The sequence below is a fragment of the Turicibacter sanguinis genome, from assembly GCF_013046825.1.
In the GTDB taxonomy this organism is placed as follows: Bacteria; Bacillota_I; Bacilli_A; order MOL361; family Turicibacteraceae; genus Turicibacter; species Turicibacter sanguinis.
Genome location: NZ_CP053187.1, coordinates 2,154,392 through 2,176,224 on the forward strand (window position 1 = coordinate 2,154,392; position 21,833 = coordinate 2,176,224).

Annotated in this window: 21 protein-coding genes; 14 read left to right on the top strand and 7 right to left on the bottom strand. The window is 35.4% G+C overall.

The window, feature by feature from the left end:
- Positions 1 to 88: 88 nt before the first annotated feature.
- From HLK68_RS10420 to HLK68_RS10435, 4 genes are all read left to right on the top strand, one after another.
- Positions 89 to 2,413: a DNA translocase FtsK gene (locus tag HLK68_RS10420; RefSeq protein WP_006783615.1), complete on the top strand. Its 2,325-nt coding sequence runs from the start codon at positions 89 to 91 to the stop codon at positions 2,411 to 2,413.
- A 129-nt stretch (positions 2,414 to 2,542) separates the two neighbouring features.
- A complete protein-coding gene (gene murC, locus HLK68_RS10425) occupies positions 2,543 to 3,856 on the top strand; it encodes a UDP-N-acetylmuramate--L-alanine ligase (RefSeq protein WP_009606783.1) in 1,314 nt (437 codons plus the stop codon).
- 32 nt (positions 3,857 to 3,888) lie between these two features.
- Entirely contained in the window at positions 3,889 to 4,152 is a 264-nt protein-coding gene (locus tag HLK68_RS10430; protein ID WP_006783617.1) for a hypothetical protein, read from the top strand.
- A gap of 54 nt (positions 4,153 to 4,206) precedes the next feature.
- Complete coding sequence (locus HLK68_RS10435; RefSeq protein WP_006783618.1) at positions 4,207 to 4,797, top strand: YtxH domain-containing protein; 591 nt, start codon at positions 4,207 to 4,209, stop codon at positions 4,795 to 4,797.
- 33 nt (positions 4,798 to 4,830) lie between these two features.
- Here HLK68_RS10435 and HLK68_RS10440 read toward each other — a convergent pair whose 3' ends face one another.
- The 4 genes from HLK68_RS10440 to HLK68_RS10455 all read right to left on the bottom strand — a co-directional run bounded on the left by HLK68_RS10440 (position 4,831) and on the right by HLK68_RS10455 (position 9,087).
- A complete protein-coding gene (locus tag HLK68_RS10440; protein ID WP_006783629.1) occupies positions 4,831 to 5,037 on the bottom strand; it encodes a hypothetical protein in 207 nt (68 codons plus the stop codon).
- A 362-nt stretch (positions 5,038 to 5,399) separates the two neighbouring features.
- Entirely contained in the window at positions 5,400 to 6,671 is a 1,272-nt protein-coding gene (locus tag HLK68_RS10445) for a helix-turn-helix domain-containing protein (RefSeq protein WP_006783628.1), read from the bottom strand.
- Between the two features lie 136 nt (positions 6,672 to 6,807).
- Entirely contained in the window at positions 6,808 to 7,827 is a 1,020-nt protein-coding gene (locus HLK68_RS10450) for an Mrp/NBP35 family ATP-binding protein (RefSeq protein ID WP_006783627.1), read from the bottom strand.
- Between the two features lie 66 nt (positions 7,828 to 7,893).
- A complete protein-coding gene (locus HLK68_RS10455) occupies positions 7,894 to 9,087 on the bottom strand; it encodes a nucleotidyltransferase (protein WP_006783626.1) in 1,194 nt (397 codons plus the stop codon).
- 198 nt (positions 9,088 to 9,285) lie between these two features.
- On the opposite strand from HLK68_RS10455, the gene HLK68_RS10460 reads away from it, so the two are divergent.
- The 4 genes from HLK68_RS10460 to HLK68_RS10475 all read left to right on the top strand — a co-directional run bounded on the left by HLK68_RS10460 (position 9,286) and on the right by HLK68_RS10475 (position 12,730).
- Positions 9,286 to 9,807, top strand: coding sequence for a YceD family protein (locus tag HLK68_RS10460; RefSeq protein WP_006783625.1), 522 nt, complete (start codon positions 9,286 to 9,288; stop codon positions 9,805 to 9,807).
- 11 nt (positions 9,808 to 9,818) lie between these two features.
- Positions 9,819 to 9,998 (top strand): 50S ribosomal protein L32, encoded by a 180-nt coding sequence (gene rpmF / locus HLK68_RS10465; protein ID WP_006783624.1) that lies wholly within the window; start codon positions 9,819 to 9,821, stop codon positions 9,996 to 9,998.
- A gap of 1,080 nt (positions 9,999 to 11,078) precedes the next feature.
- On the top strand, positions 11,079 to 11,960 hold the full coding sequence (locus HLK68_RS10470; protein WP_132942651.1) for a choline/ethanolamine kinase family protein: 882 nt from the start codon (positions 11,079 to 11,081) through the stop codon (positions 11,958 to 11,960).
- A gap of 206 nt (positions 11,961 to 12,166) precedes the next feature.
- Positions 12,167 to 12,730, top strand: coding sequence for a M15 family metallopeptidase (locus HLK68_RS10475; protein WP_238843578.1), 564 nt, complete (start codon positions 12,167 to 12,169; stop codon positions 12,728 to 12,730).
- 23 nt (positions 12,731 to 12,753) lie between these two features.
- Here HLK68_RS10475 and HLK68_RS10480 read toward each other — a convergent pair whose 3' ends face one another.
- Complete coding sequence (locus tag HLK68_RS10480) at positions 12,754 to 13,695, bottom strand: 4-hydroxy-3-methylbut-2-enyl diphosphate reductase (RefSeq protein WP_132942650.1); 942 nt, start codon at positions 13,693 to 13,695, stop codon at positions 12,754 to 12,756.
- Positions 13,696 to 13,898: 203 nt separating this feature from the next.
- Here HLK68_RS10480 and HLK68_RS10485 point away from each other — a divergent pair, with 203 nt between their 5' ends.
- Positions 13,899 to 15,200, top strand: coding sequence for a DEAD/DEAH box helicase (locus tag HLK68_RS10485; RefSeq protein WP_006783620.1), 1,302 nt, complete (start codon positions 13,899 to 13,901; stop codon positions 15,198 to 15,200).
- Between the two features lie 10 nt (positions 15,201 to 15,210).
- Positions 15,211 to 16,110 (top strand): deoxyribonuclease IV, encoded by a 900-nt coding sequence (locus tag HLK68_RS10490; protein WP_055164222.1) that lies wholly within the window; start codon positions 15,211 to 15,213, stop codon positions 16,108 to 16,110.
- A 48-nt stretch (positions 16,111 to 16,158) separates the two neighbouring features.
- On the opposite strand, the gene HLK68_RS10495 is transcribed toward HLK68_RS10490, so the two are convergent.
- Complete coding sequence (locus tag HLK68_RS10495) at positions 16,159 to 16,425, bottom strand: hypothetical protein (RefSeq protein ID WP_039930614.1); 267 nt, start codon at positions 16,423 to 16,425, stop codon at positions 16,159 to 16,161.
- Between the two features lie 323 nt (positions 16,426 to 16,748).
- Between HLK68_RS10495 and HLK68_RS10500 the strand changes: the two genes are divergently transcribed.
- Both HLK68_RS10500 and HLK68_RS10505 read left to right on the top strand, forming a co-directional pair.
- On the top strand, positions 16,749 to 16,937 hold the full coding sequence (locus HLK68_RS10500) for a hypothetical protein (RefSeq protein ID WP_055164219.1): 189 nt from the start codon (positions 16,749 to 16,751) through the stop codon (positions 16,935 to 16,937).
- A gap of 19 nt (positions 16,938 to 16,956) precedes the next feature.
- Positions 16,957 to 17,319, top strand: a complete 363-nt coding sequence (locus HLK68_RS10505; RefSeq protein ID WP_006785797.1) for a hypothetical protein — start codon at positions 16,957 to 16,959, stop codon at positions 17,317 to 17,319.
- A gap of 154 nt (positions 17,320 to 17,473) precedes the next feature.
- Here the strand turns inward: HLK68_RS10505 and ispG are convergent, their stop codons facing one another.
- Positions 17,474 to 18,559, bottom strand: a complete 1,086-nt coding sequence (gene ispG, locus HLK68_RS10510; RefSeq protein ID WP_006785798.1) for a flavodoxin-dependent (E)-4-hydroxy-3-methylbut-2-enyl-diphosphate synthase — start codon at positions 18,557 to 18,559, stop codon at positions 17,474 to 17,476.
- A gap of 130 nt (positions 18,560 to 18,689) precedes the next feature.
- On the opposite strand from ispG, the gene HLK68_RS10515 reads away from it, so the two are divergent.
- Both HLK68_RS10515 and HLK68_RS10520 read left to right on the top strand, forming a co-directional pair.
- Entirely contained in the window at positions 18,690 to 19,313 is a 624-nt protein-coding gene (locus HLK68_RS10515; RefSeq protein WP_006785799.1) for a superoxide dismutase, read from the top strand.
- A 158-nt stretch (positions 19,314 to 19,471) separates the two neighbouring features.
- On the top strand, positions 19,472 to 21,673 hold the full coding sequence (locus HLK68_RS10520) for a peptidoglycan D,D-transpeptidase FtsI family protein (RefSeq protein ID WP_238843650.1): 2,202 nt from the start codon (positions 19,472 to 19,474) through the stop codon (positions 21,671 to 21,673).
- The last annotated feature ends 160 nt before the right edge of the window (positions 21,674 to 21,833 follow it).

The window sequence follows — 21,833 nt, forward strand, 5'->3', positions numbered from 1 at the left end:
CGGTGATTTTTTTTTCCAATCTTGTGAAATACAGGGTTTTTCATGTATAATTAAGAGTAAACAATTGGGTAATTTAGGGTGTGAAGATATGAAAAAACGTACAATCTTTGATATTGAAAAAATTGGTTTTGGCGATGAACTAGATTTAGTACCTAAAAAGGCACCATCAAAACCAAAATTAGAAAACAAAGAAATAAGAACATCATCGACTATAGTGAGAACATCGTCGAGTCATAAACAGGTAATGAAGCAAGATGAAATCGAACTGCCTGTTACGAAACAAAAAGCAGAAAGAACTAAAATAACCTCTTCACCCAAATCATCAAGATTTAAACCCGTTGAATTTGTTTCACCTATAACAGGACGTCGGGAAAAAAGGCCGAAGTATGTTCAGTTAGCATATGGACAATATCAGTTTTCAACATCATCTGTTGTTGAAACAGTTGAAGATGCAATGAATGCCTTTTCGAATCAAGGTGATTTAGACTATGATTTACAACAGTACGAAAATCAAGAAATGGGAACTGCCGAACTTACAAACAACTTAAGTTCAATTGAAAAGTTAGAAGAAGAGGTTTTAGATGTCTTAACGAATCCGGAGGATGAATTATTTGTTTGTCCCTGTGATACAGTTAAGTCAAACTCTAATACGTTGGAAGCAGATGAAACAAAAAATGATTTACAACTTTCATCGCCAACAACACAGACATCAGATCAAGAATCATCGCTTGAGGTGATTAAGAATCTAACTAATCATCAACAAGAAGAGATTGAAGTAAAGACGTCATTAATTAAACAAACAGAAGCGGGAATTATCATAACACCCTCTCAAATGCCGAGTGATGCGGAAGAGGTCGTTTTAGTTGAAACTCCATTGCATGACTTAGAAGAGACGACAGATGACATTGACTCTTTTGAAGATGAGAACTTCTGTGATGAAGTCCTAGATAGTGTACTGATTGAAGATGATGAACAAACGGTCACTTATTATGAAACACCTAATGCGTCATTATTAAGTGATGCAGATGATGAGCTAGTCTCAGATGACGATTGGATTTTAAGTAAAATGGATATTTTAGAACAAACCTTTAATGATTTTGGTGTTAAAGTTCGTCTAACAGGTGATTTTACACAAGGACCAACCGTGACTCAGATTGAAATTCAACCAGAGGCAGGAACTAAAATTAGCAAAATATCAAGTCTATATAATGATTTAAAACTAAGTTTATCGGTGGAAGAACTTCGAATTGAACCTATTCCAGGAAAAAATATTATAGGGGTTGAAATTCCAAATCGTAAACGAAAAATGGTACGATTGAAAGAGATTTTATCGACTCCAGAGTTCATGCTACATGAAAGCCCGCTTTGTATCGGATTGGGACAAGATATTGCAGGGGAACCCACTTATGTTGATATCTTAACAATGCCTCATGGATTAATTGCAGGGCAAACGGGATCAGGAAAAAGTGTTTGCATTAACACCTTACTCATTAGTATCTTAATGAAAGCAAGCCCTGAAGATGTCCGCATTATGTTAATTGATCCTAAACGTGTAGAGTTAGCTCCATATAATCAAATTCCACATTTAGTGACACCGGTGATTGTTGATGCCCAAAAGGCAGCGATGGGATTAAAGTGGGCGGTTGATGAAATGGAACGTCGTTACGAATTATTTGCAAGTAATGGAGTACGAGACATTAAGTCCTTTAATAATCGACGTCATGAATTTGAAATGACCTATCCAAAGCTTCCATATATTGTGATTGTTATTGATGAGTTAGCTGATTTAATGATGGTATCTGCACAAGAGGTTGAAGATTATATCATGCGTATTACGCAAAAAGCTCGTGCAGCTGGAATTCATTTAATAGTGGCAACTCAACGTCCAACGGTCGATGTCATTACAGGAACGATTAAATCAAATATTCCTTGTCGTATTGCATTTGCTGTAGCCCAAGGAAATGACTCTCGTGTCATATTAGATGACATGGGAGCTCAAAATTTACTTGGTCGCGGAGATATGCTTCTTTTAGAGAGTGGATCAAAGGCAAAACGTGTTCAAGGAGCTTATGTATCAGATGAAGAAATTGATGCTGTTGTTGAGTTTGTGAAAAATCAAGGGAAACCTCAATATTTAATTGAAGATGAAGTGTTTGAAAAAGGGAGTAATGGGATTAAGACAGATTGTGATCCCATGTTAAAAGATGCTATGAGATTTTTCTTCGAAAAAGGATATGCAACAGTGTCTTCCTTACAAACCCGTATGGCGATAGGCTATAATCGTGCAGCTCGAATCATTGATACCCTTGTCTTAAATGGATGGATTGGAGAACCTAATTCATCAAATAAACAACGTGAGATTTTGATTTCTCGTGAAGAGTTCGAATCAATGATGGATGAGACACGGATTTAAACATTAAATACCCTTATTTTTGAACCGCCTTTAGGTCAGACATTTGACTAAAAGGCGGTTTCCAAATAATATAGAAGTGATATAATATAAAAGAAATAATCGTTAAAGCGAGATAGGAGACGATTCATTATGAGTCAAAGATATCATCTCATTGGGATAAAAGGTTCAGGAATGAGTGCGTTAGCACATATTTTATATGACATGGGGAACTATGTTCAAGGATCAGATATTGAGGAAAAACTATTTACTCAAATTGGATTAGAAGCAAAGGGAATCACCCTATATCCATTCGGAAAATCAAAGATTGAACCAGATATGGTTGTGATTATTGGGAATGCGTTTAAAGATGACCATGTGGAAGTGATTCAGGCGAAACAAGCAGGTGCTAAATGTGTTCGTTATCATGATTTTTTAGGAGATTTAGCCTCTAATTTTACATCGATTGCGATTGCGGGAACTCATGGAAAAACAACAACAACTGGGTTATTAGCACATGTATTACGCTTAAATTATCCAACTTCATATTTAATTGGAGATGGAACAGGAAAAGGTGTAGAAAATAGTCGTTTCTTTGTTTTTGAAGCCTGCGAATATCAACGACACTTTTTAGCATATCGACCTGATTATGCTATTATTACGAATATTGAACATGATCATCCTGATTACTTTACAGATATTGATGACGTTTTAGATGCCTTCAATGTTTTTTCAAATCAAACCAAAAAAATGGTCATTGCATGTGGTGATGATCCGGAAGTTAAAAAACTACAAACTTCAACGAATATGATGACTTATGGACTAGAGTCACATAATAATGTAGTCGCTAAAAATATTTTAAAAACGGCTGAGGGAACAGCTTTTGATGTGTTTATTAATGGTGAATTTTATCATACCTTTAACACGCTATTTTTCGGAGATCACATGGTATTAAATAGTTTAGCGGTGATTACTGTTTGTTATTTAGAAGGATTAGAAGCTTCAATCATTGATAAAGATCTAAGATTATTTGAAGGTGTTAAACGACGTTTTGCCCAAAAGAAACACCATACACAAATTATTATTGATGATTATGCTCATCATCCAACGGAAATTGCTGCAACGTTAAAAGCAGTTCGCCAGAAATTCCCAGACCGTGATTTAGTTGCAGTATTCCAACCTCATACTTTTACACGTACCGCTGCCTTTATTGATGAGTTTGCACAAAGTTTAAATTTAGCTGATCACATTTATTTAACTGATATTTTTGGGTCAGCTCGAGAAAGTAGTGGGAGTGTAAGTATCCAAACATTAATTGACAAATGTCATCATGCCAACTTAATTGAAAAGGAAACAGTTGAACAATTACAACAACATCAAGACTCAGTTGTGGTGTTTATGGGAGCTGGAGATATTAAGAAGTATGAGGATGCTTATACAAAATTACCTTGGAGAGTTAAACGTTAAGGTCCTAGGAGAGTTGAAAGGATAGGGAATTTATGACATTTACGATCACGTTATCAGACTTATTAATTTTAGTTATTATGACATGTTTAATTGTTTTAACCGTTTATCTTGTTTTTACACTAAAATCTTTAATTCGTTTATTGAATGAATCTACGACGTTAGTGAATGAAAGTTCTAAAATCGTTGAAGATGTACAAGAAAAAACAAAAGTTGTCGAAAACTATGTGACACAAGCGGTCGCAAATGGACAAGGTGTCTTTAAAGCTGTTTCATTCGTAAATAAAATGAAACGATAATACATAAACTATAATTTGTTATCTTATTTAAAAAAGAATGGAAGGTGTATCTAAATGAAAAAAAGAAATGTATTTGTATTAGGTGCCTTAATGGGTGCAGCGGCTGTGGCTTTATTAACACCAAAATCAGGTAAAGAAATGCAAAAAGAGTTATTAAACAAAGTAGACGAGATCCAAAATAAAATTAAAGATATCGAAATTGAAGATGTGAAACAAAGTTTTACAGCGAAATTAGATGAAATTAAAGACTTAGTCAATAACTTTGATTGGGAAAGCTCAAAAGCAGAGTTAGAAAGCAAAGTGAATGATGTCAAAGAAAAGCTAAATGATATGCTTGTTCGTGTTGAAGAAGCAAAAGATACAGTGAAAGACGAGGTCAAATCATTCGGTGATGATTTAGAAGATGATTTTACCATTGTGATTGATGCTGTTAAAGACGGTGCGAAAGATGTAAAAGAAAAGGCAACAGAAGCTGCATCAAATGTTGTTGAAACAGTAAAAGAAGTAGCCATTGATGCAAAAGATAAAGCAAAAGTAGCTGCTTCAAATGTGGCGGATACAACAAAAGAAGTGGCGACTGATATGGTAGATGCTGTCAGTCAAGCAGCGCTTGAAGCTAAAAAAGAAGTGACTGACAATAAATAAAAAGGTAGCGAAAGCTACCTTTTTATTTTGGTTCTAATAAGTCGCAAAAATAGTGAAACTAGTGAGTAGATACTGTGGGATAAACTTTATTTGACATGGTTTAATTAATGGAGCTAGTTCATAGGCATACGTGGTAACGCCTGTAATTGAATTAGCATAAAAGATAAAGTCATCAACGTCAGGATCGAATAATCCCCATTGTTCTTGTGAATAACAGTATTGTATGAATAACTCTTTCATCGTATCAAACACTCCTATCTCAAGATGAATCCAGATGTATTTTTTATGATTGAAAAACTTTTGAATTCCCTACCAGTAGAGGATACCTCTTTGAGGGCAAGAAGCTCCCCACACGATTTGATTCCACATTTTATTAGATGAGTGCCTAGGTTAAGTAGTCACAAGGTCTTTAGTTTTTTCCTTCTAATGGGGAAAATCCTCGATGATAGAATATCTTAGTACTAAAGGAATCTAATCATTGAGACCGATTTGAAAAACATCAAGATAGTACTGTTTTATATGGTGGGGATTAATGTAGTTAAATTATATAATGATGAAAAAGTAATTTTTGTCGTAATTGGCACGAGAGATAAAATTAAAAATTAGGATAGGAGAAGTGACTCATGGTATTTGGATAATTTGTCTTGTGTTTGAAAGGCCATCTTATATTTTCCTTTTTCTAAGTAGAGATTAATCAAAGCAGTGGCATAACGTTCATATTGATGGAAATCTGCTGATTGGATGGCGACAGGGATTGCCTCTTTAAGTAGAAAAATTCGAAATAAGTCACCATAAGGATCATGAGTTAAGAATTCATAGTATTTAATCAAATAAATGATTTCTTGAGGTAAATCTTTATTTAGTTTAACTTTTTGTATCAGAGATACTTGCTTTGTTGATTGAGCTGACTGATAGTATAAATGGAGTAATTTCATTAATGAGGAGGGTGCAGTTGATTCTGAAAATAGCGCTTTTTTATAATATCTTTCGGCTTGATTGTATTCTTTTATCTTGAAATAATAGTCGCCCATCAAATTTAGTAATCGATTAAGGTAATGGAAAGGATCATCAAGTTTTAGTTGATGATAAAGCTTAAACATGAGGGGAGGAACCTTCGTATAGACGTGATTTTTGATGTAATCCTCGCATAAGAGCAACTCGCATTCAAGGGTATATTTCATTAAATATCGACTTGAAAAGCCTTGGAGAGCATCGTTTAGATGATGAATAGCTTGAATGGAATGATTGAAATTGAAATAATATTGGGCTAAGTGTAAAGAGAGAAGTGAATTTTCAAGTTTTAAGTGCTGACTAAGTTTAAAGGCTAATCGATAATATTTAATGGTTAATATTGGGTTTTTAAGTTTTAAATGGTAGACTCCAACAAAGTGATAGAAGAGGAGACATTCTTCGAGGGACATATAAGGTTGAAAATTTAATAAGTATTCGTAGGTCAGATGAATCTGATTCAAATGAGATAAAGTCAGATTAATCACGAATTGTTTTAATACCGTCTGATAAGGGTACGGTTCGGACGATATTTGATAGATAGATTCTAAATAATGGAGGTTACCTTGATCAAGGACTAATCGAAATGAACTCAACCAGTCATGATGGGGACTTTTTTTTATGTCAGGGATTGAATCCAGAGTTAGGCGCTTGAGTAAATTTTGAAGGATTTTAGGAGAAGGGTGAATCATTCCTAACTCAATTTTGGATAAGGTTGCAGGAGTACAAATTTTATCTGAAACAAATTCGAGCGTTTGATGTTGCCTGATTCGAGATTCTCGAAGGGTTAACCCAACATGAGAAATTGGTTTTGGGGAATTAATTTTCATTTCAAGTACTTGTAAGGCATTTTTATAATAATTCATAGCGTTCTCCTTGGATATTCAAGATAGTTTTAATTTTAAAGCGCTTTATCGAATTATGGTATAGATAAATTTGCTATGAACATGGATAAAATTGATGAAAAAAGAGGGATGATGTACCATCATCCCTCTTTTGAAATTATTTAAAAGATTTAATTACTTTATTAGCAAGCCCTAAGTAAGCTAGACCGATTTCTTCATCCATTCCAAAAATAGATTGAGATTGTCCGTTTTGTGGTTGACCAATTGGTAGTTGTGCTAATAATTCAACCCCTAATTTTGTGGCCACTTTTTCTCCACCACCAGAACCGAAGATGGCATCAAACGTGTTGCTAACTGGATTTGGATAGTATGACATGTTTTCAACAACCCCTAAGATGTTATGTTTCAATGATTTCGCCATATAACCAGATTTAACAGCGATATGAGAAGCCGTTGGGTGAGGAGTTGAAACTACAATTACGTGAGCTTCTGGGATTAATTTTTGAATATCAATTGCGACGTCTCCTGTTCCTGGAGGTAAATCGATTAACATAAAGTCAAGATCTTTATCCCATACGACATCATTAAAGAAATGATTTAACATACGATTAAGCATTGGACCACGCCACATTAAAGGTTCATCATTTTCTAAGAAGAACTCTGTTGAGATGAGTGGAATGTTTTGAGCTTTTGGTGGGTAGATACGATTTTTGGCATCCACTTCAAATCCTGTTTTCTCCATTTCAAAAATATGAGGAATACTAGGACCGTAGATGTCAGCATCGATAATTCCAACCTTTTTACCCAAACGAGAGAGAGCAACAGCTAAGTTCGCCGTAACCGTTGATTTTCCTACGCCACCTTTACCTGATGTAATGGCGATGTACTGTGTTTTCTTTTCATTTAATGGTGTTTCTTCCTCTGATTTTGGAAGTTGCTCAAATTGTAACTTGATTCCTTTGAATTTATAATCAATTTTAACTAATTTTGCAATTTGACGGCTTAGTGTTTTTTCTTCTGATCCGCCTAATGTATCGATAGCCACAATTAATGTGACGATTGAATCCTCTTCGTTGACTGCTAAATGACGAATACTTTGTGTTTCGCCAAGAGATTTATTTGTACTAGGATCAACTAGTTGTTCTAATGCTTGTTTAATTTGATCTTTTAAACTCATGACCGATGTCTCCTTTGTTAATGTTCTGTGCTCATTATACACCAAAATCCTAAAATAAGTTAATGATTAACTCTTTAAAAAAATCGGGAAATTCTTAAATTCCGCTTGAATGAGAGTTGTACAGTGAGGTTCGGGTAAAATACAACTATAAGCAGCTGTTACCGCCTGCTCGTGAAGTAAGAACGGATGTCCCTTTGAATCAAATTTGCTATAAATGGGCACGTTAATTTGTTTCTTATGAAGTTTTAAATACTGTCTTCCTTTAGATGAAGCGCCTAAAATTCGAATATAAGGCGCTCCTTTGTCTAATTCCTGTACCAATTCTTTTGTGGTATGCGTCAAAATGTTAGCACAAATTCGTTGAAGTCTTGTTCTAGTATAGCGTTTTGTTTTAACTTTTTTCATAAAGTCTTCAAAATCTGTACTATCCATCATGGCAGCGTATAGACGATGCTCAATTCCTTCTTCAACGTCATGAATCATTTTTAAAGACCTAGGCGTTAGGGTTAAAATTTTCTGTTTTAGGAATGGAAAATAAGATTCCCACGTGTGATAGGTCTTGGTTAGTTCATAATTTTGTTCTAAAAGTTGATGCACTATTTTGGGAACATAGTTTTCATAAGGTTGCCCTGTTTCTCTTAAATGACGAATTGAGGTAGCACTCGAGAGTTCATGATGAGTAGGTAACACATCATGGTAATCACTATGAAGACGCTTGATGGTTTTGACGGATAGATTACTCTTTAAATCGTTAACGGCACGAATATAGTAAACCCCAAGGGTATTATTAGGCAGTGTTCCGAGTGTCGTATCTAAGTTTAAAGAGGTTAACGCTTTTTGATGAGCGAGTGGGACACTGTCCCCAAGTTTAATGAAGTTTTGAAGCTCTTTTTGAAAGTTTTCACTTTTAGAAATAGACTCCAATCTTTTTAAATCGTCAATTTTTCCGCTTTCGCTACCAAAAATTAAGTCATTCGCATGTATTTGTGTTAAAATAGAAACAGCCCCTTTAGCAAATAGGTCCGCGTGCTGGCAACTAAAGACATATGGAAGCTCGATCACTAAATCAGCTCCATTTGCTAAAGCCATTTTTGTACGTTCCCATTTGTTAATGACGGCTGGTTCGCCACGTTGAGTAAAATGCCCGCTCATTACGACAATTAATACATCTCCTTGAGATTGTTTTAAACTCTGTTTTAAATGATACAGATGTCCATTATGAAACGGATTATATTCAACAATTAAGCCAGTGGCCTTCATGGTATCACCTTCCTATTCATTATTATATCAAAGATGCATTGAGATTAATATGATGGATGGTTATATTCAGGTTAAGTGTCGGCTTAGACATAAAAAATTAAGATTAGTAAGACTACGACATCTTTTTTTGATTTGAGTTGTTGACAATGAAGAAAAAAGTATGTATAATGTAGTCTGTTGCAATTAGAGGTGATTGTAATGAAATGGGCTATCGCTCAGCTTATAAAACAAGGTTCACAAATCTTTGAAATTGACGAATTAGTTGATTTTTCAGATGTTGTGAAGCATCATGATGAAATTCGTAAACTATCGAAAGTTAAAGTCACAGGAACTGGACAATTACAAGGTAAAAAAGTAGTGTTCAACCTTCATATTGAAGGAAGCATGACATTACCGTGTGCATTAACACTTGAAGATGTAGAATATCCATTTAGCGTTGATACAGTTGAGATCTTCGTTTTAGATAGTGCTCTATATGAAGAAGGTGACGATGAAATCCTAGTAACTGGAACAACTGTCGAATTAGCACCGGTTATCTTACAAAATATCATGTTAGAGAAACCTTTACGTGTCGTAAAAGAAGGTGCTTACGAAGAAATGAAAAAACAAGGGATCGAATTCGAATCAGAAGAAGATTTGCACGAATCAGAACCTGTTCAAAAAATAGATCCTCGATTAGCAGTTTTATCAAAATTGCTAAATGATACTCAAGATAATTAGGAGGTGTCAAAATGGCTGTACCACAAAGAAGAACATCTAAAACTGCAAAACGTAAACGTCGTACTCACTTCAAATTAGAAGTACCAGGTATGGTAGCTTGCCCACAATGTGGAGAAATGAAATTATCTCACCGTGTATGTGGAACTTGCGGAACTTACAAAGGACGCGAAGTAGTAAAAACTGAAGAATAATACTTTGTTAATGGGCCCATTAATAAAGGTTTGGAACCAGAGCAGAAATGCTCTGGTTTTTGTTTGTGGGGTCCCCATCCCTCGAAGAGGGTATCCTCAAATGATGGGGCTTTTCCTTATGGTGTTAAGTGACTTAACTCACCGCTTTAGTGCAACTATACTCCGTGCTCGGCGGAGTTATCCTTAAATGGTAGTCGAGGCGAGGGCAAAGACCATACGATAAGAAATAATCTAGATTAAAGAAGCAATCGAAAGGTTGCTTCTTTTTATGTGCTTCGAAAATTTTAGGGGGGCCCCATCCCTCGAAGAGGGTATCCTCAAATGATGGGGCTTTTCCTTGTGGTGTTAAGTGACTTAACTTACCACTTTAGTGCAACTATATGCCGAGTGAAGCGAGGCGATTTCATAGTTGATAGTCGAGGTGTGAGCAAAGACCATATTAGAAGAAGAAGTCGATATTAAGTGACTGAAATTACCGCTTTAGTATAACGATACTTCAGGTATGGTGGAGTGATCCTTCATCAGTAGGTGAGTCGAGAGCTGAACGTATCTGATAAGAAATAGTCTAATTTTAAAGGAGCGACCAATGGTTGCCTCTTTTTATGTGGCGTGGAGTTGAGGATTAAAAAAGAGGAACTAGAGAATTTTCTATTAGATAAGCATAAATTATTTAATAGAATTTTTTTATTTTGGTAAAATAATGGGATTAATGTTCGAATAGAGAATGTTCCGGGGAATCAGGATCAATAGGTCAATCATTAATAGGGTGTTTAAGGTAGTCCCAGAAGAGATCGGCGAGACACCTTAACTTTTAATCAGTAAAAGGGAGGTTATAAGTGTTTGATGATCAATTTGATTTCGATTATTAGCTATTAATTAACTAAATTTTGAGTTTAAATTGTATCGATACGATATATGATAATGTTTACATATTTAAAATTGTACGTATAAAAAAGCTCTAATTTATCTATAATTGTGTTACAATTAGGACGAAAAAGACATAACCATTTACGAGAGTGTATGAGTTTTCTCGCGATCATCATTAAACATTGTGTTTTTTAGATAGAAGGAGTGACACTTATGGAATCAATTATCAAATCTGTAACGGCAAAAGCTTTAGGAGTAGATGAATCAAATGTTATCATTGATCATCGTTTAATGGGGGGGATGTCAAACTTCACTTATGTGGTTGAAGTAGAAGGAGCTAAATATACGTTTAGAATTCCTGGAAAAAATGCAGAAGTGTTTGTTGACCGCCAAGAAGAAAAAGAAAATATCGCGATTATTGATGCAGTAGGAATCAATAATGAGACGATTTATGTCGATGTTGAAAAAGGATATAAAATTGCTAAGTTTGTGGAGGGAACTCCATTGAGTGAAGCAGAAGATGCACAACCTTACTTAGATGAAGTGGCAGTTGTTTTGCATAAACTTCATGATTCAGGATTAAAAGCGGTGAATGATTATCGCCCTTATGACCGATTAGATGCTTATGAAAAGTTGGTAAGTGATAAGGGTGAGTATCATACTGAGAAATATTTTGAATTAAAAGAAGAATTTTTAGGATATCGTTCCTTCTTAGATCAATTTCCATTAGTGATTTGTCACAATGATAGCCAAATTTCAAACATGGTGGTTGAAGCAGATCACACGTATTTATTAGATTGGGAGTTTGCAGGAAATAATGATCCGATGTATGATGTGGCTTGTGTTGGAAACAAGGATTTCGAGTTAGCATTAGCCTTTTTGCCGATTTATTTAGGCCGTGAGCCAAAAGTCGAGGAGTTAAAGCGTCTTTATTTATGGCGTGCTTTCCAATGCTTACAATGGCATAATGTTGCGTTATATAAAGACTTAATTGGATTAAGTGAGGACCTTCATTTAAATTTCAAGACGATTGCAAGCATGTATTCAATGAAAGCTGAACAGTTCCTAACAGAAGTTAAACAATTTGAAGCATAGTCAAAGGCTGAGAAGAAATTCTCAGCTTTTTTGTTTCAAATAAGAGGGATTGGTCAAAACTATTCATATCTATTAGATGAACAGATTAAAATGATAAAGATGGAAAGAAGGGGTTAAACATGTGGCTCATAGCGATTTATCAAATGTTATTTAGTGTTGTTAATTGGTCGACGTCTATGGGTCAAGAGATAGTGGAGGAGATTGAGATGCAAGGATTTAAAATCATGACACTACAAGAACGATATGGTGATGAAGTAAAACAATGGGTTTATTTAGATGAAAGTGTTTTGGGTTATGATGATTTACGTTATTTATCGGTATTGCATTTTGGTTTTGATGGATATATTTATGAAGGTGAAATCATTGTTAATCAAAAAGTAGCGGATGAGGTGCTATCTATTTTTAAAGAGTTATACGGGATGAGATATCCGATTGAAAAAATGAAAGTGATGAGCTGTTATGGTGGTTCAGATGAGTTATCAATGATGGATAACAACAGCAGTGGATTTAATTTTAGAGAAATAACAGATGGTGGGAAGTTATCAAAGCATGCGCTTGGACTTGCAATTGATTTAAACCCACGGATTAATCCGTATATTAAATCAGGCACTGTATTGCCAAGCAATGGGGTTAGCTTTGTAGACCGAAATCAATGCATTCAGGGAATGATTAAACAGGGAGATTGTGTGTATCAGATTTTTAAGCGATATGGTTGGACATGGGGGGGAGATTGGACATCGCTTAAAGATTATCAACATTTTGAAAAATAAATAAAGCCAGGACAATCCTGGCTTTATTTGCGTTTAAATAACACTTTATCACTTGTAATATGTGAGGTTGTATCCCACGTTGAGGCATCTAATTCATCATAAGCTTCTAAGAAATCAATGACTTCTTTGGTGATTGGAGTTGGAGTTGAAGCTCCTGCCGTAATCGCAACTGTTTCAACGCCCTTTAACCACTCTAAATTTAAATCACTTAAATCTGCGATTCGATAGGATGGTGTGTTAGCACGTTCAACTGAAATTTGTGATAAACGGGCCGTATTATTACTGTGTGGATCCCCTACGACAATTGTTAAATCGGCTGCACCTGCTTGATTTGCTACCGCTTCTTGACGAACCTGAGTTGCGTTACAAATTTCTTTAATGAAGATCGCTTTTGGGAATTTTTCTTTGATTTTTTCAGAAAGAGAAAAAACATCCCATAAACTCATCGTCGTTTGATTGGTAATGATGATTTTATCATTGGAGATTTGTAAGTTTTCAAGTTCGTTGGCATTTGAAATTAAATGAATGTGATGTTCATCAACACCAAGTGCGCCCTCTGTTTCTGGATGACCATTTTTTCCAATATAAATGACATCATACCCTAAGTCAATGTGTTCTTTCATTAACGTATGTGTTTTAATCACATCTTTACAGCTAGCGTCAATGACATAAAGTCCTTTGTCAATTGCTTTTTGTTTAACGATGGGAGAGATACCATGTGCTGTGAAAATAACGGTTCCTGATTCAATTTGATCAAGAAGCTCAGCACGTGTTTTTTTCTTATCATCAATGGTAATCACCCCGAGTTGATTGATAGCATCTGTTATATGTTCATTATGAACAATCATTCCTAAAACATAGATTGGGCGTGGAAGTGTCTCATCATGTGCCGCGCTTTGAACTATATTTAAAGCACTGATCACACCTTGGCAATAACCACGTGGAGCAATTTTAATGACGTTCATGGATAGTCACCTCTTTTTATAATTTGTCTTATTATATCATATTTTAGTGTTTATCTCCTAATAATAAAGAATATAGGTTGAATTTGGTGGTCAAACTTTGGTAAGATAGAATTTGTGCGTAAAAAGGAATTACAACTTAGATAGAAATCATGGTTTATGAATGATTAAAGTTAGTCATACTAACAATTGAAGGAGTGGTATTAATGTCTGAACGTTTTCAAGATTTAAATATAAAGCCATACTTAAAGGCAGCGATTGAAGATTTACACTTTGAGGAATTAACTCAAATTCAAGAACAAGTTATCCCATTAGCATTAGAAGGTAAAGATATTATTGGTCAGTCTCAAACAGGGAGTGGAAAAACACATGCGTTTTTAATTCCAATCTTTGAGTCACTAAAAGAAGACGTGCAACAAGTGCAAGCGGTGATTACAACCCCAACACGCGAACTTGCTGAACAAATTTATATTGTAGCAAGTCATTTAGCGTCATTTAGCGAAACACCAATTAAAATTGGACGTTATGTGGGGGGAACGGATAAAAAGCAAACGATTGAAAGATTAGGGGTACAACCTCAAATCGTGATCGGAACACCAGGACGTATTAAAGACTTAGCCATCAATGAACGTGCGTTATTAGTTCATACAGCTAAAATGTTTGTCGTTGATGAAGCAGATATGACACTTGAAACAGGATTCTTAACAGATATCGATCAAATTGCAGGTACAATGGGAAAAGACTTACAAATGATGGTCTTCTCAGCAACAATTCCTCAAGCATTAAAGCCGTTCTTAAAGAAATATATGACAGTTCCAACTCATATTCACATTCAACCACGTCAACAAACAGCGGTTAAAATCAATCATATTTTATATCCAACGAAACACCGCAGCCGTGTTAATATTGTGGCAAATTTACTTAAAACCATTAATCCATACTTAGCGATTATCTTCGTTAATACCAAACAACATGCCACAGAAGTTTCGAATGCTTTAACATCACAAGGGCTACAAGTTGGGCAGATCCATGGGGATTTAACACCACGTCAACGCCGTCAAATGATGCAACGTATTCGTAATTTAGATTTCCAATACATCGTGGCAACGGATATTGCAGCACGTGGAATCGATATTGAAGGAGTTAGCCATGTTATTAACTATGAACTTCCTCAGGATTTAGAGTTTTATATCCATCGTGTTGGTCGTACAGCGCGTGGAAATTATGATGGAGTAGCTATTACATTATATGATTCAGCCGAAGAAGAATTATTACAAGAGTTAGAAGAACGTGGAATTAAATTCAACTATAAAGAATTAAAAAACGGTGAATTGGTAACGGTTAATGCTCGTAATAGTCGCCAAAAGCGTGAAAAGAAAGAAAATGAAATTGATAAAATTGCAAAGGCAAAAGTTCGTAAACCGAAAAAAGTAACACCAGGTTATAAAAAGAAAATGAAGTTTGAAATGGATAAAGTAAAACGTCAAGAGCGTCGTAAAAGAAAGTAAGGTGAGCTAGATGTTAAAAATCGGATCTCATGTTGGGATGGCTGGAAAAGAGATGTTACTTGGAGCTGCTAAGGAAGCTCATTCATATGGAGCGAATACGTTTATGATTTATACGGGTGCTCCTCAAAATACACGTCGTAAAGCAATTGAAGAGTTAAATATCGATGCGGGATGGAACTATATGAATGAACATGGGATTTCTGATATTGTGGTTCATGCGCCTTATATTATTAACTTAGCGAACACTGTAAAGCCTGAAACATTTGAATTAGCGGTTGAGTTTTTAGCTAAAGAGATTGAGCGTTCGGTTGCCTTGCGTGCGAAAACGATTGTTTTACATCCTGGTGCTCATGTTGGTGCAGGCGTGGAAGCGGGACTTGATAAAATTGTTGAAGGATTAAATGAAGTCTTAACAAAAGATACAGCGATTACGATTGCACTTGAGACAATGGCCGGTAAAGGAACTGAAATTGGACGTAGTTTTGAAGAATTAGCCTATATTTTTGAACATGTCGTTCATAATGAAAAATTACGCGTTTGTTTTGATACATGCCACGTTCATGATGCAGGTTATGATATCGTGAATGACTTCGCTGGCGTTTTAGAATCATTTGATCGTTTGATTGGAAAAAAACAAATCGCTGCTTTTCATATCAATGACAGTAAAAATATATCTGGCGCTAAAAAAGACCGCCATGAAAACATCGGATTTGGTGAAATCGGATTTGATGCGTTAAAATATATTATGTATCATAAAGATTTTGAGAAAGTTCCTAAAATTTTAGAAACACCTTATGTTGGGATGGAAGGTTCGAAAGATAAAGTCCCACCGTATAAACAAGAAATTGAAATGTTTAAAAAAGGTGAATTTGATCCAAAGAACTTAGAACGCATTTTAGGACGTTTATAACAAAAAAGACAGGAAACCCTCATTGGGATTATCCTGTCTTTTTTGTTATTATCTTTTGTTAAAAATGATATTTCGTTTGATAGACGTAATGAGTTCATGATATTTTGATAGATTATATAGATTGCAATGTTTGCTAAGCGTATCGTCAATCAGAGATAGAGAGGATTCATCCATCAACTCTTGCCAATGTTCGGTTAACAAGTGATGGAAAATCTCTAAGTCAGAACCCTCAATGCGCAAATCATTTTTTTGATTCAAAGATTGCAATTCATCGAAGGTCAATTTCATTAAGGTTGCTTTAATGTTATCATACATCATGCGTCCCCCCTTAAGTATAAATGATGTAAGCTTTCATTTATACTATGCAGTTTATTGCAAAAGGTTCTAAAAAATGACGTTTTTTTTTAAGACAACGGTTACGTCATTGATGAAAGGGTTTTAAATAGAGAAATTATATATTAATAGAGAGACGCTTTGGATATAATGAATTTAATCTAAATGGCTTTAGGGGGAGGAGTTAAATGTTTACACGAATCAATAGGGAATGACATCAATTACAAGAACAAGTCGCGACTTATCAACGAAATGAAGATTGTTTAAAATGATTAAAGCAGCGTCAACGGGAATTAGAAGGTCAAATGCGTGAGTTAGAATCAAAATTAAGAGCTGAGCAATTAGACGTTGAAAATTTGACACATCACAAGGTTATCAAGACGTTTTATCAATTGCTTGGAAATTATCAAGCAAAAATTAAAAAAGAAGAAAATGAGGTTTTAGAAGCAAAATTAAGATATGCTCAGGCAAAGCGTCAGTTAGAAGAGTGCTAAGAGTTTTGGTGTATTTGACATGGTTGGCGGCGGGGTGGTTGCTGATATTGCCAAACATTCATCTCTTCATCAAGCGCGAGATAATGCTAGCAAAACTCAGTCCTTAATGAATCGATTCAAAAGAGAGCTCACAGAGGTTAAATTGAAGACGAATTTTCAAATTGAGATGGACGGCTTTACGAAGGTTGCTGATTTCTTTTTTAATGGATTCTTGATGGGCTTTTTAGTTCAATCCAAAATTAATGCTTCCTATGATGACATTTCTTCAGTTAAAAGACAGGTGAGCCAAGTTTTATCGCAACTATCGTCGATGAAGAATAAGGTTGAATCTGATATCATTAGTAAACAAGTTGAACTTGAAACGTTCATTCATCAAGCCTAATAAAAAAACGCTGAAATAATCTGCGTGTTGATATGGGGAGGTAAGCAAAAAAGCGAAACGTTTCTTTTTTAGCAAGGCAGGAGAGCGTATCTTTCTTGTTGTCCAATTCTCCCATTAATAAAAAGGTGATATCAAGAGATATCACCTTTCATTTTTAAGCTAAGCTTTCGCGTTCTTTAATTAAAATTTGAATTTCTTCAACTAAGGTATCAAACATTTCAGCTTCCGGAACTTTACGAACGATTTCTCCATTTTTGATAAGAAGTCCTTCACCGCGTCCACCTGCAATTCCAATATCAGCATTTTTAGCTTCACCAGGCCCGTTTACCGCGCATCCCATGACAGCAACTTTGATATCATGAGGAACCGTTGTTAAATAATCTTCAACGCGTTGTGCAAGGGGAATTAAATTATATTGGATACGACCACATGTTGGGCAAGAAATTAAGGTTGCCATATTTTTAATTAAGCCGAAATTCTTTAAAATTTCGCGTGCGACTTTAATTTCTTCCACCGGATCTGCACTTAATGACACACGCATCGTATTTCCAATCCCTTGATTTAATAAAATTCCAAGTCCAATAGCACTTTTAATGGTTCCAGAGAAGACCGTTCCGGCTTCTGTGATTCCTAAATGCAATGGATATGGGAATGTTTTAGCGGCTAACTCATAAGCTTCAATCGCTAAGTCAGTATCTGAGGCTTTAAGTGAAATAATAATATCTTCAAACCCTAGTTTTTCTAAAATTTCAACGTGGAATTTGGCACTTTCAACCATTCCTTCCGCCGTTGGTTTCCCATATTTTTTTAAGATTTCTTTTTCTAATGAACCGGCATTCACACCGATACGAATCGCAACTTTTTTCGCTTTAGCTGCTTCAACAATTTGGCGCACACGGTCTTCATTTCCAATATTACCTGGATTGATGCGAATTTTATCAACGCCACCTTCAATTGCGATTAACGCCAAGCGATAGTCAAAATGAATATCAACAACTAAAGGAATGCTAATACGTTCTTTAATCGCTTTGACTGCTTTTGCATCTTCTTCATCTAAACAAGCGACGCGGACGAGTTGACATCCTGCGGCAGCTAATCGGTTGATTTGTTCAACCGTTGCTTCAATATCGTGCGTTTTAGTGGTGGTCATACTTTGAATAATGACTTCATTTGCACCACCGATAAAGAGATTACCTACTTGAACTTTTTTTGTATTTTGACGATGTGTTATTAAAGACATCGGGCTCACCCCACATTTTATCTCTTTTTTGGATAAATTATCGAAAAACTAACGCTATCCATCAATCATTATATAATAATTCTGAAGTCTTTCAAACCATAATACTTAAATTTAGGGGAGTTGATTTTTGATGGCTGATTTTATGTTACCACCATTGCCTTATTCTTATAATGCACTAGAACCTTATTTAGATGCACAAACGATGGAAATTCATTACACGAAACATCATCAAACGTATACGAATAATTTAAATGCCTTAGTTAAAGGACATGAAGAATTTTTTGATGGAAAAACAATTGAAGAAATTCTAAGTGATGTTGAGGCAATTCCAGCTGATATTCGTCAAGGCGTGATTAATCAAGGTGGCGGATACGCAAATCATAACATGTATTGGAGCGTTCTTTCACCAAATGGTGGGGGTGAACCATTTGGAAAATTAGCTAAACACGTAAAACAGACGTTTGGTAGTTGCGATAAGATGAAAAAATTAATTTCACAGGCAGCTATCAGTCAATTTGGATCAGGATGGGGATGGCTTGTTTTAACTGAAAACAAAGAGTTAGAGGTGATGAATACATTAAATCAAAACTCACCTTTGAGTATCGGAAAAACGCCTCTTTTACTGATTGATGTATGGGAACATGCGTATTATTTAAAATATCAAAATCGCCGAGCTGAATTTGTGGAAGCCATATGGAACGTTATTAACTGGGATGAAGTGGAAAGACGCTATGAAGAAGCATTGAAAAAGTAAGGAAAATTAGGAAACTGCCACACTTAGAGGCAGTTTTTTATTATACGCAGATAAAGTCAAAATTAGTTTTATTTTTACATAAAAAATGCAAATGGCTTTTTGTGAGTGTGATATAATAATGAGGAAGTTTAGATTTGGAGTTTAGAAAGGTGCGTCATATGGTAGATAAGATTTTAAAGCTAATCAAGTCATTAGTTTTTCGAATACATATTTTAAAGATTGTCAGTATTGTTTTGTTTTTAGTGATTTGTTTTCGACTATATTCAATTCAAGTTACGTATTCACCGGATTACACGAATTATATTGAACGCTCGACGACGGTTGAGCTCCAAAAAAATGTCCCACGTGGGGTTATTTATGATCGTAACTTTGATGTTTTAGTGGATAATGAGGCCGTTAATACCATTACGTATCAACTTTACTCAGATGTTTCTAAGTCACAAATGAAAGACATTGCGAGTCAATTAGCGAATTTAATCGAGGTTGATTTCTCAAAACTAACCTCTCGTGATTTAAAAGACTTATATCTTGAGGTTTTCAAAGAGGAAGCGAATGAATTAGTGACTGCTAAAGAAATCAAAGAGTTAGATGATAATGAAATTTATCAACTACAATTAAGTCGTATTACAGATGAGATGCTTGAAAAGTTAAGTGATCATGATAAAGAGACGCAAGCCATTTATATTAATATGAATAAGGGGACGAATTTAACGTCTAATATCATTAAAAAAGGAGCCACTCAAGATGAAATTGCCATTGTAAGTGAGCATCTAGAATCACTACCAGGTGTGAATACAGATGTCGATTGGGATCGCACTTATCCAAGTGTCGCGGGAATAAGTCCAATTTATGGACGTGTTTCATCGTATGAGCAAGGGTTACCAGCCAATTTGTCAGGCTATTATAAAGCGCATGATTATCAATCAAATGACCGCGTTGGGCTCTCACAATTAGAGCTTTATTACGAAGCTTTATTACGTGGAAGCAAATCTCAATATGTACTCAAAAATGAGAATGAGGTTTCAAACTATCAAGAAATTTATGAGGGACAACGTGGTTATGAGCTAGTTTTATCACTTGATGCCGAGCTTCAAGCAGCGCTCAATAAAATTGTTGAAGATGAGTTGATAGCGGCTAAAACGAATCGCCCGGTTGCCACACAGTATTTACGTGAAGCATATGTGGTCATGTTAAATCCAAATACAGGTGAAGTTTTATCGATGACGGGAAAAGTCATTGAATATAACGAAGAAACAAAACAATATGAGATATATGATAATTCTCTTGGAACTATTCAAAATGCCTTTACAATGGGATCAGTTGTCAAAGGGGCAAGTTTATTAGCAGGTTATCATTACGGAGTAACGGATATCAATCAATATATTACAGACGGTCCATTATCATTTAAAGGTGGATTGATTAAAAAGTCATGGAAAACACTCGGCTATATTAATGATTCAGACGCCTTAAAGTTCTCAAGTAACGTTTATTTCATGTTACAAACAATTCGTCTTGGAGGTGGAACTTACGTCCCAGGAGGACCATTAGTGTTAGACGTTAGTGCTTTTGATCAGTATCGCGAGTTCTTTAATCAATTTGGTCTTGGAGTCAGTACAGGAATTGATTTGCCAAATGAATCAATTGGGTTAATTGAAACGAATAAGACATCAGGGAAATTGCTTGACTTTTCAATTGGACAGGCGGATATTTATACGACGATGCAATTAGCACAATATGTCTCAACTATTGCGACAAGTGGCCGTCGTTATGCACCTCAAATTGTCAAAGATGTGTATTTACCTTCAAATGAGGAAGTAGATGGAAAGCAATTGGTGAAGTCGTTTGAACCGAAACTATTAAATATCGTTCAAATGGATCAAAAATATTACGATCGTGTTCATGAAGGATTTAAACGCGCCTTACAAGAATCAGGCGGGACAGGTTACTCGGTCTTTTATAAAGCAGACTTTAATCCAGCCGGAAAAACCGGGACAGCTCAGGAATATCTTCGCGATACTGAAACAGGGCGTTATGTAAAAGATGAAAATGGCGATTTTATTGAGGTCTACAATCGTACCTTAATTGCCTATGCACCTGCTGACAATCCGGAAGTAGCGATTGCAGTGGTCATTCCACAGGCAGAATTACCGACTCAATCGGATGCAGCGTCACTTAACATTGGATATGAAGCATTAAAGGCTTATTTTGACTTAAATAAGCAACGGATTCAAACAACTCCGACACCGCAAAATCAAGACTCAATTCCAGTTGGAGAAACAGAAGGAGGAGCTGAAACTGATCAAGTAGGGGAAACACCAACGCAAGATCAGCCTAGCACACCAAATATTTCAGAAGATTGAATATCAGAACTAGAAAATACCGTTTTAGATGAATAAATCATGAAAAATGGTTAAAAATGAAAAGAGAGCATAGATGCTCTTTTTTTATTTTGGAATTAAGATGCATTTTAGTAAAAATTACAGAAAAATAATGCTTGAGTCATCTACAAGCATTTGTTAT

Coding starts and splice junctions, on each gene's coding strand:
- HLK68_RS10420 (WP_006783615.1), top strand. CDS start 89: ATGAAAAAACGTACAATCTTTGATATTGAAAAAATTGGTTTTGGCGAT.
- murC (WP_009606783.1), top strand. CDS start 2,543: ATGAGTCAAAGATATCATCTCATTGGGATAAAAGGTTCAGGAATGAGT.
- HLK68_RS10430 (WP_006783617.1), top strand. CDS start 3,889: ATGACATTTACGATCACGTTATCAGACTTATTAATTTTAGTTATTATG.
- HLK68_RS10435 (WP_006783618.1), top strand. CDS start 4,207: ATGAAAAAAAGAAATGTATTTGTATTAGGTGCCTTAATGGGTGCAGCG.
- HLK68_RS10440 (WP_006783629.1), bottom strand. CDS start 5,037: ATGAAAGAGTTATTCATACAATACTGTTATTCACAAGAACAATGGGGA.
- HLK68_RS10445 (WP_006783628.1), bottom strand. CDS start 6,671: ATGAATTATTATAAAAATGCCTTACAAGTACTTGAAATGAAAATTAAT.
- HLK68_RS10450 (WP_006783627.1), bottom strand. CDS start 7,827: ATGAGTTTAAAAGATCAAATTAAACAAGCATTAGAACAACTAGTTGAT.
- HLK68_RS10455 (WP_006783626.1), bottom strand. CDS start 9,087: ATGAAGGCCACTGGCTTAATTGTTGAATATAATCCGTTTCATAATGGA.
- HLK68_RS10460 (WP_006783625.1), top strand. CDS start 9,286: ATGAAATGGGCTATCGCTCAGCTTATAAAACAAGGTTCACAAATCTTT.
- rpmF (WP_006783624.1), top strand. CDS start 9,819: ATGGCTGTACCACAAAGAAGAACATCTAAAACTGCAAAACGTAAACGT.
- HLK68_RS10470 (WP_132942651.1), top strand. CDS start 11,079: ATGGAATCAATTATCAAATCTGTAACGGCAAAAGCTTTAGGAGTAGAT.
- HLK68_RS10475 (WP_238843578.1), top strand. CDS start 12,167: ATGCAAGGATTTAAAATCATGACACTACAAGAACGATATGGTGATGAA.
- HLK68_RS10480 (WP_132942650.1), bottom strand. CDS start 13,695: ATGAACGTCATTAAAATTGCTCCACGTGGTTATTGCCAAGGTGTGATC.
- HLK68_RS10485 (WP_006783620.1), top strand. CDS start 13,899: ATGTCTGAACGTTTTCAAGATTTAAATATAAAGCCATACTTAAAGGCA.
- HLK68_RS10490 (WP_055164222.1), top strand. CDS start 15,211: ATGTTAAAAATCGGATCTCATGTTGGGATGGCTGGAAAAGAGATGTTA.
- HLK68_RS10495 (WP_039930614.1), bottom strand. CDS start 16,425: ATGTATGATAACATTAAAGCAACCTTAATGAAATTGACCTTCGATGAA.
- HLK68_RS10500 (WP_055164219.1), top strand. CDS start 16,749: ATGCGTGAGTTAGAATCAAAATTAAGAGCTGAGCAATTAGACGTTGAA.
- HLK68_RS10505 (WP_006785797.1), top strand. CDS start 16,957: ATGGTTGGCGGCGGGGTGGTTGCTGATATTGCCAAACATTCATCTCTT.
- ispG (WP_006785798.1), bottom strand. CDS start 18,559: ATGTCTTTAATAACACATCGTCAAAATACAAAAAAAGTTCAAGTAGGT.
- HLK68_RS10515 (WP_006785799.1), top strand. CDS start 18,690: ATGGCTGATTTTATGTTACCACCATTGCCTTATTCTTATAATGCACTA.
- HLK68_RS10520 (WP_238843650.1), top strand. CDS start 19,472: ATGGTAGATAAGATTTTAAAGCTAATCAAGTCATTAGTTTTTCGAATA.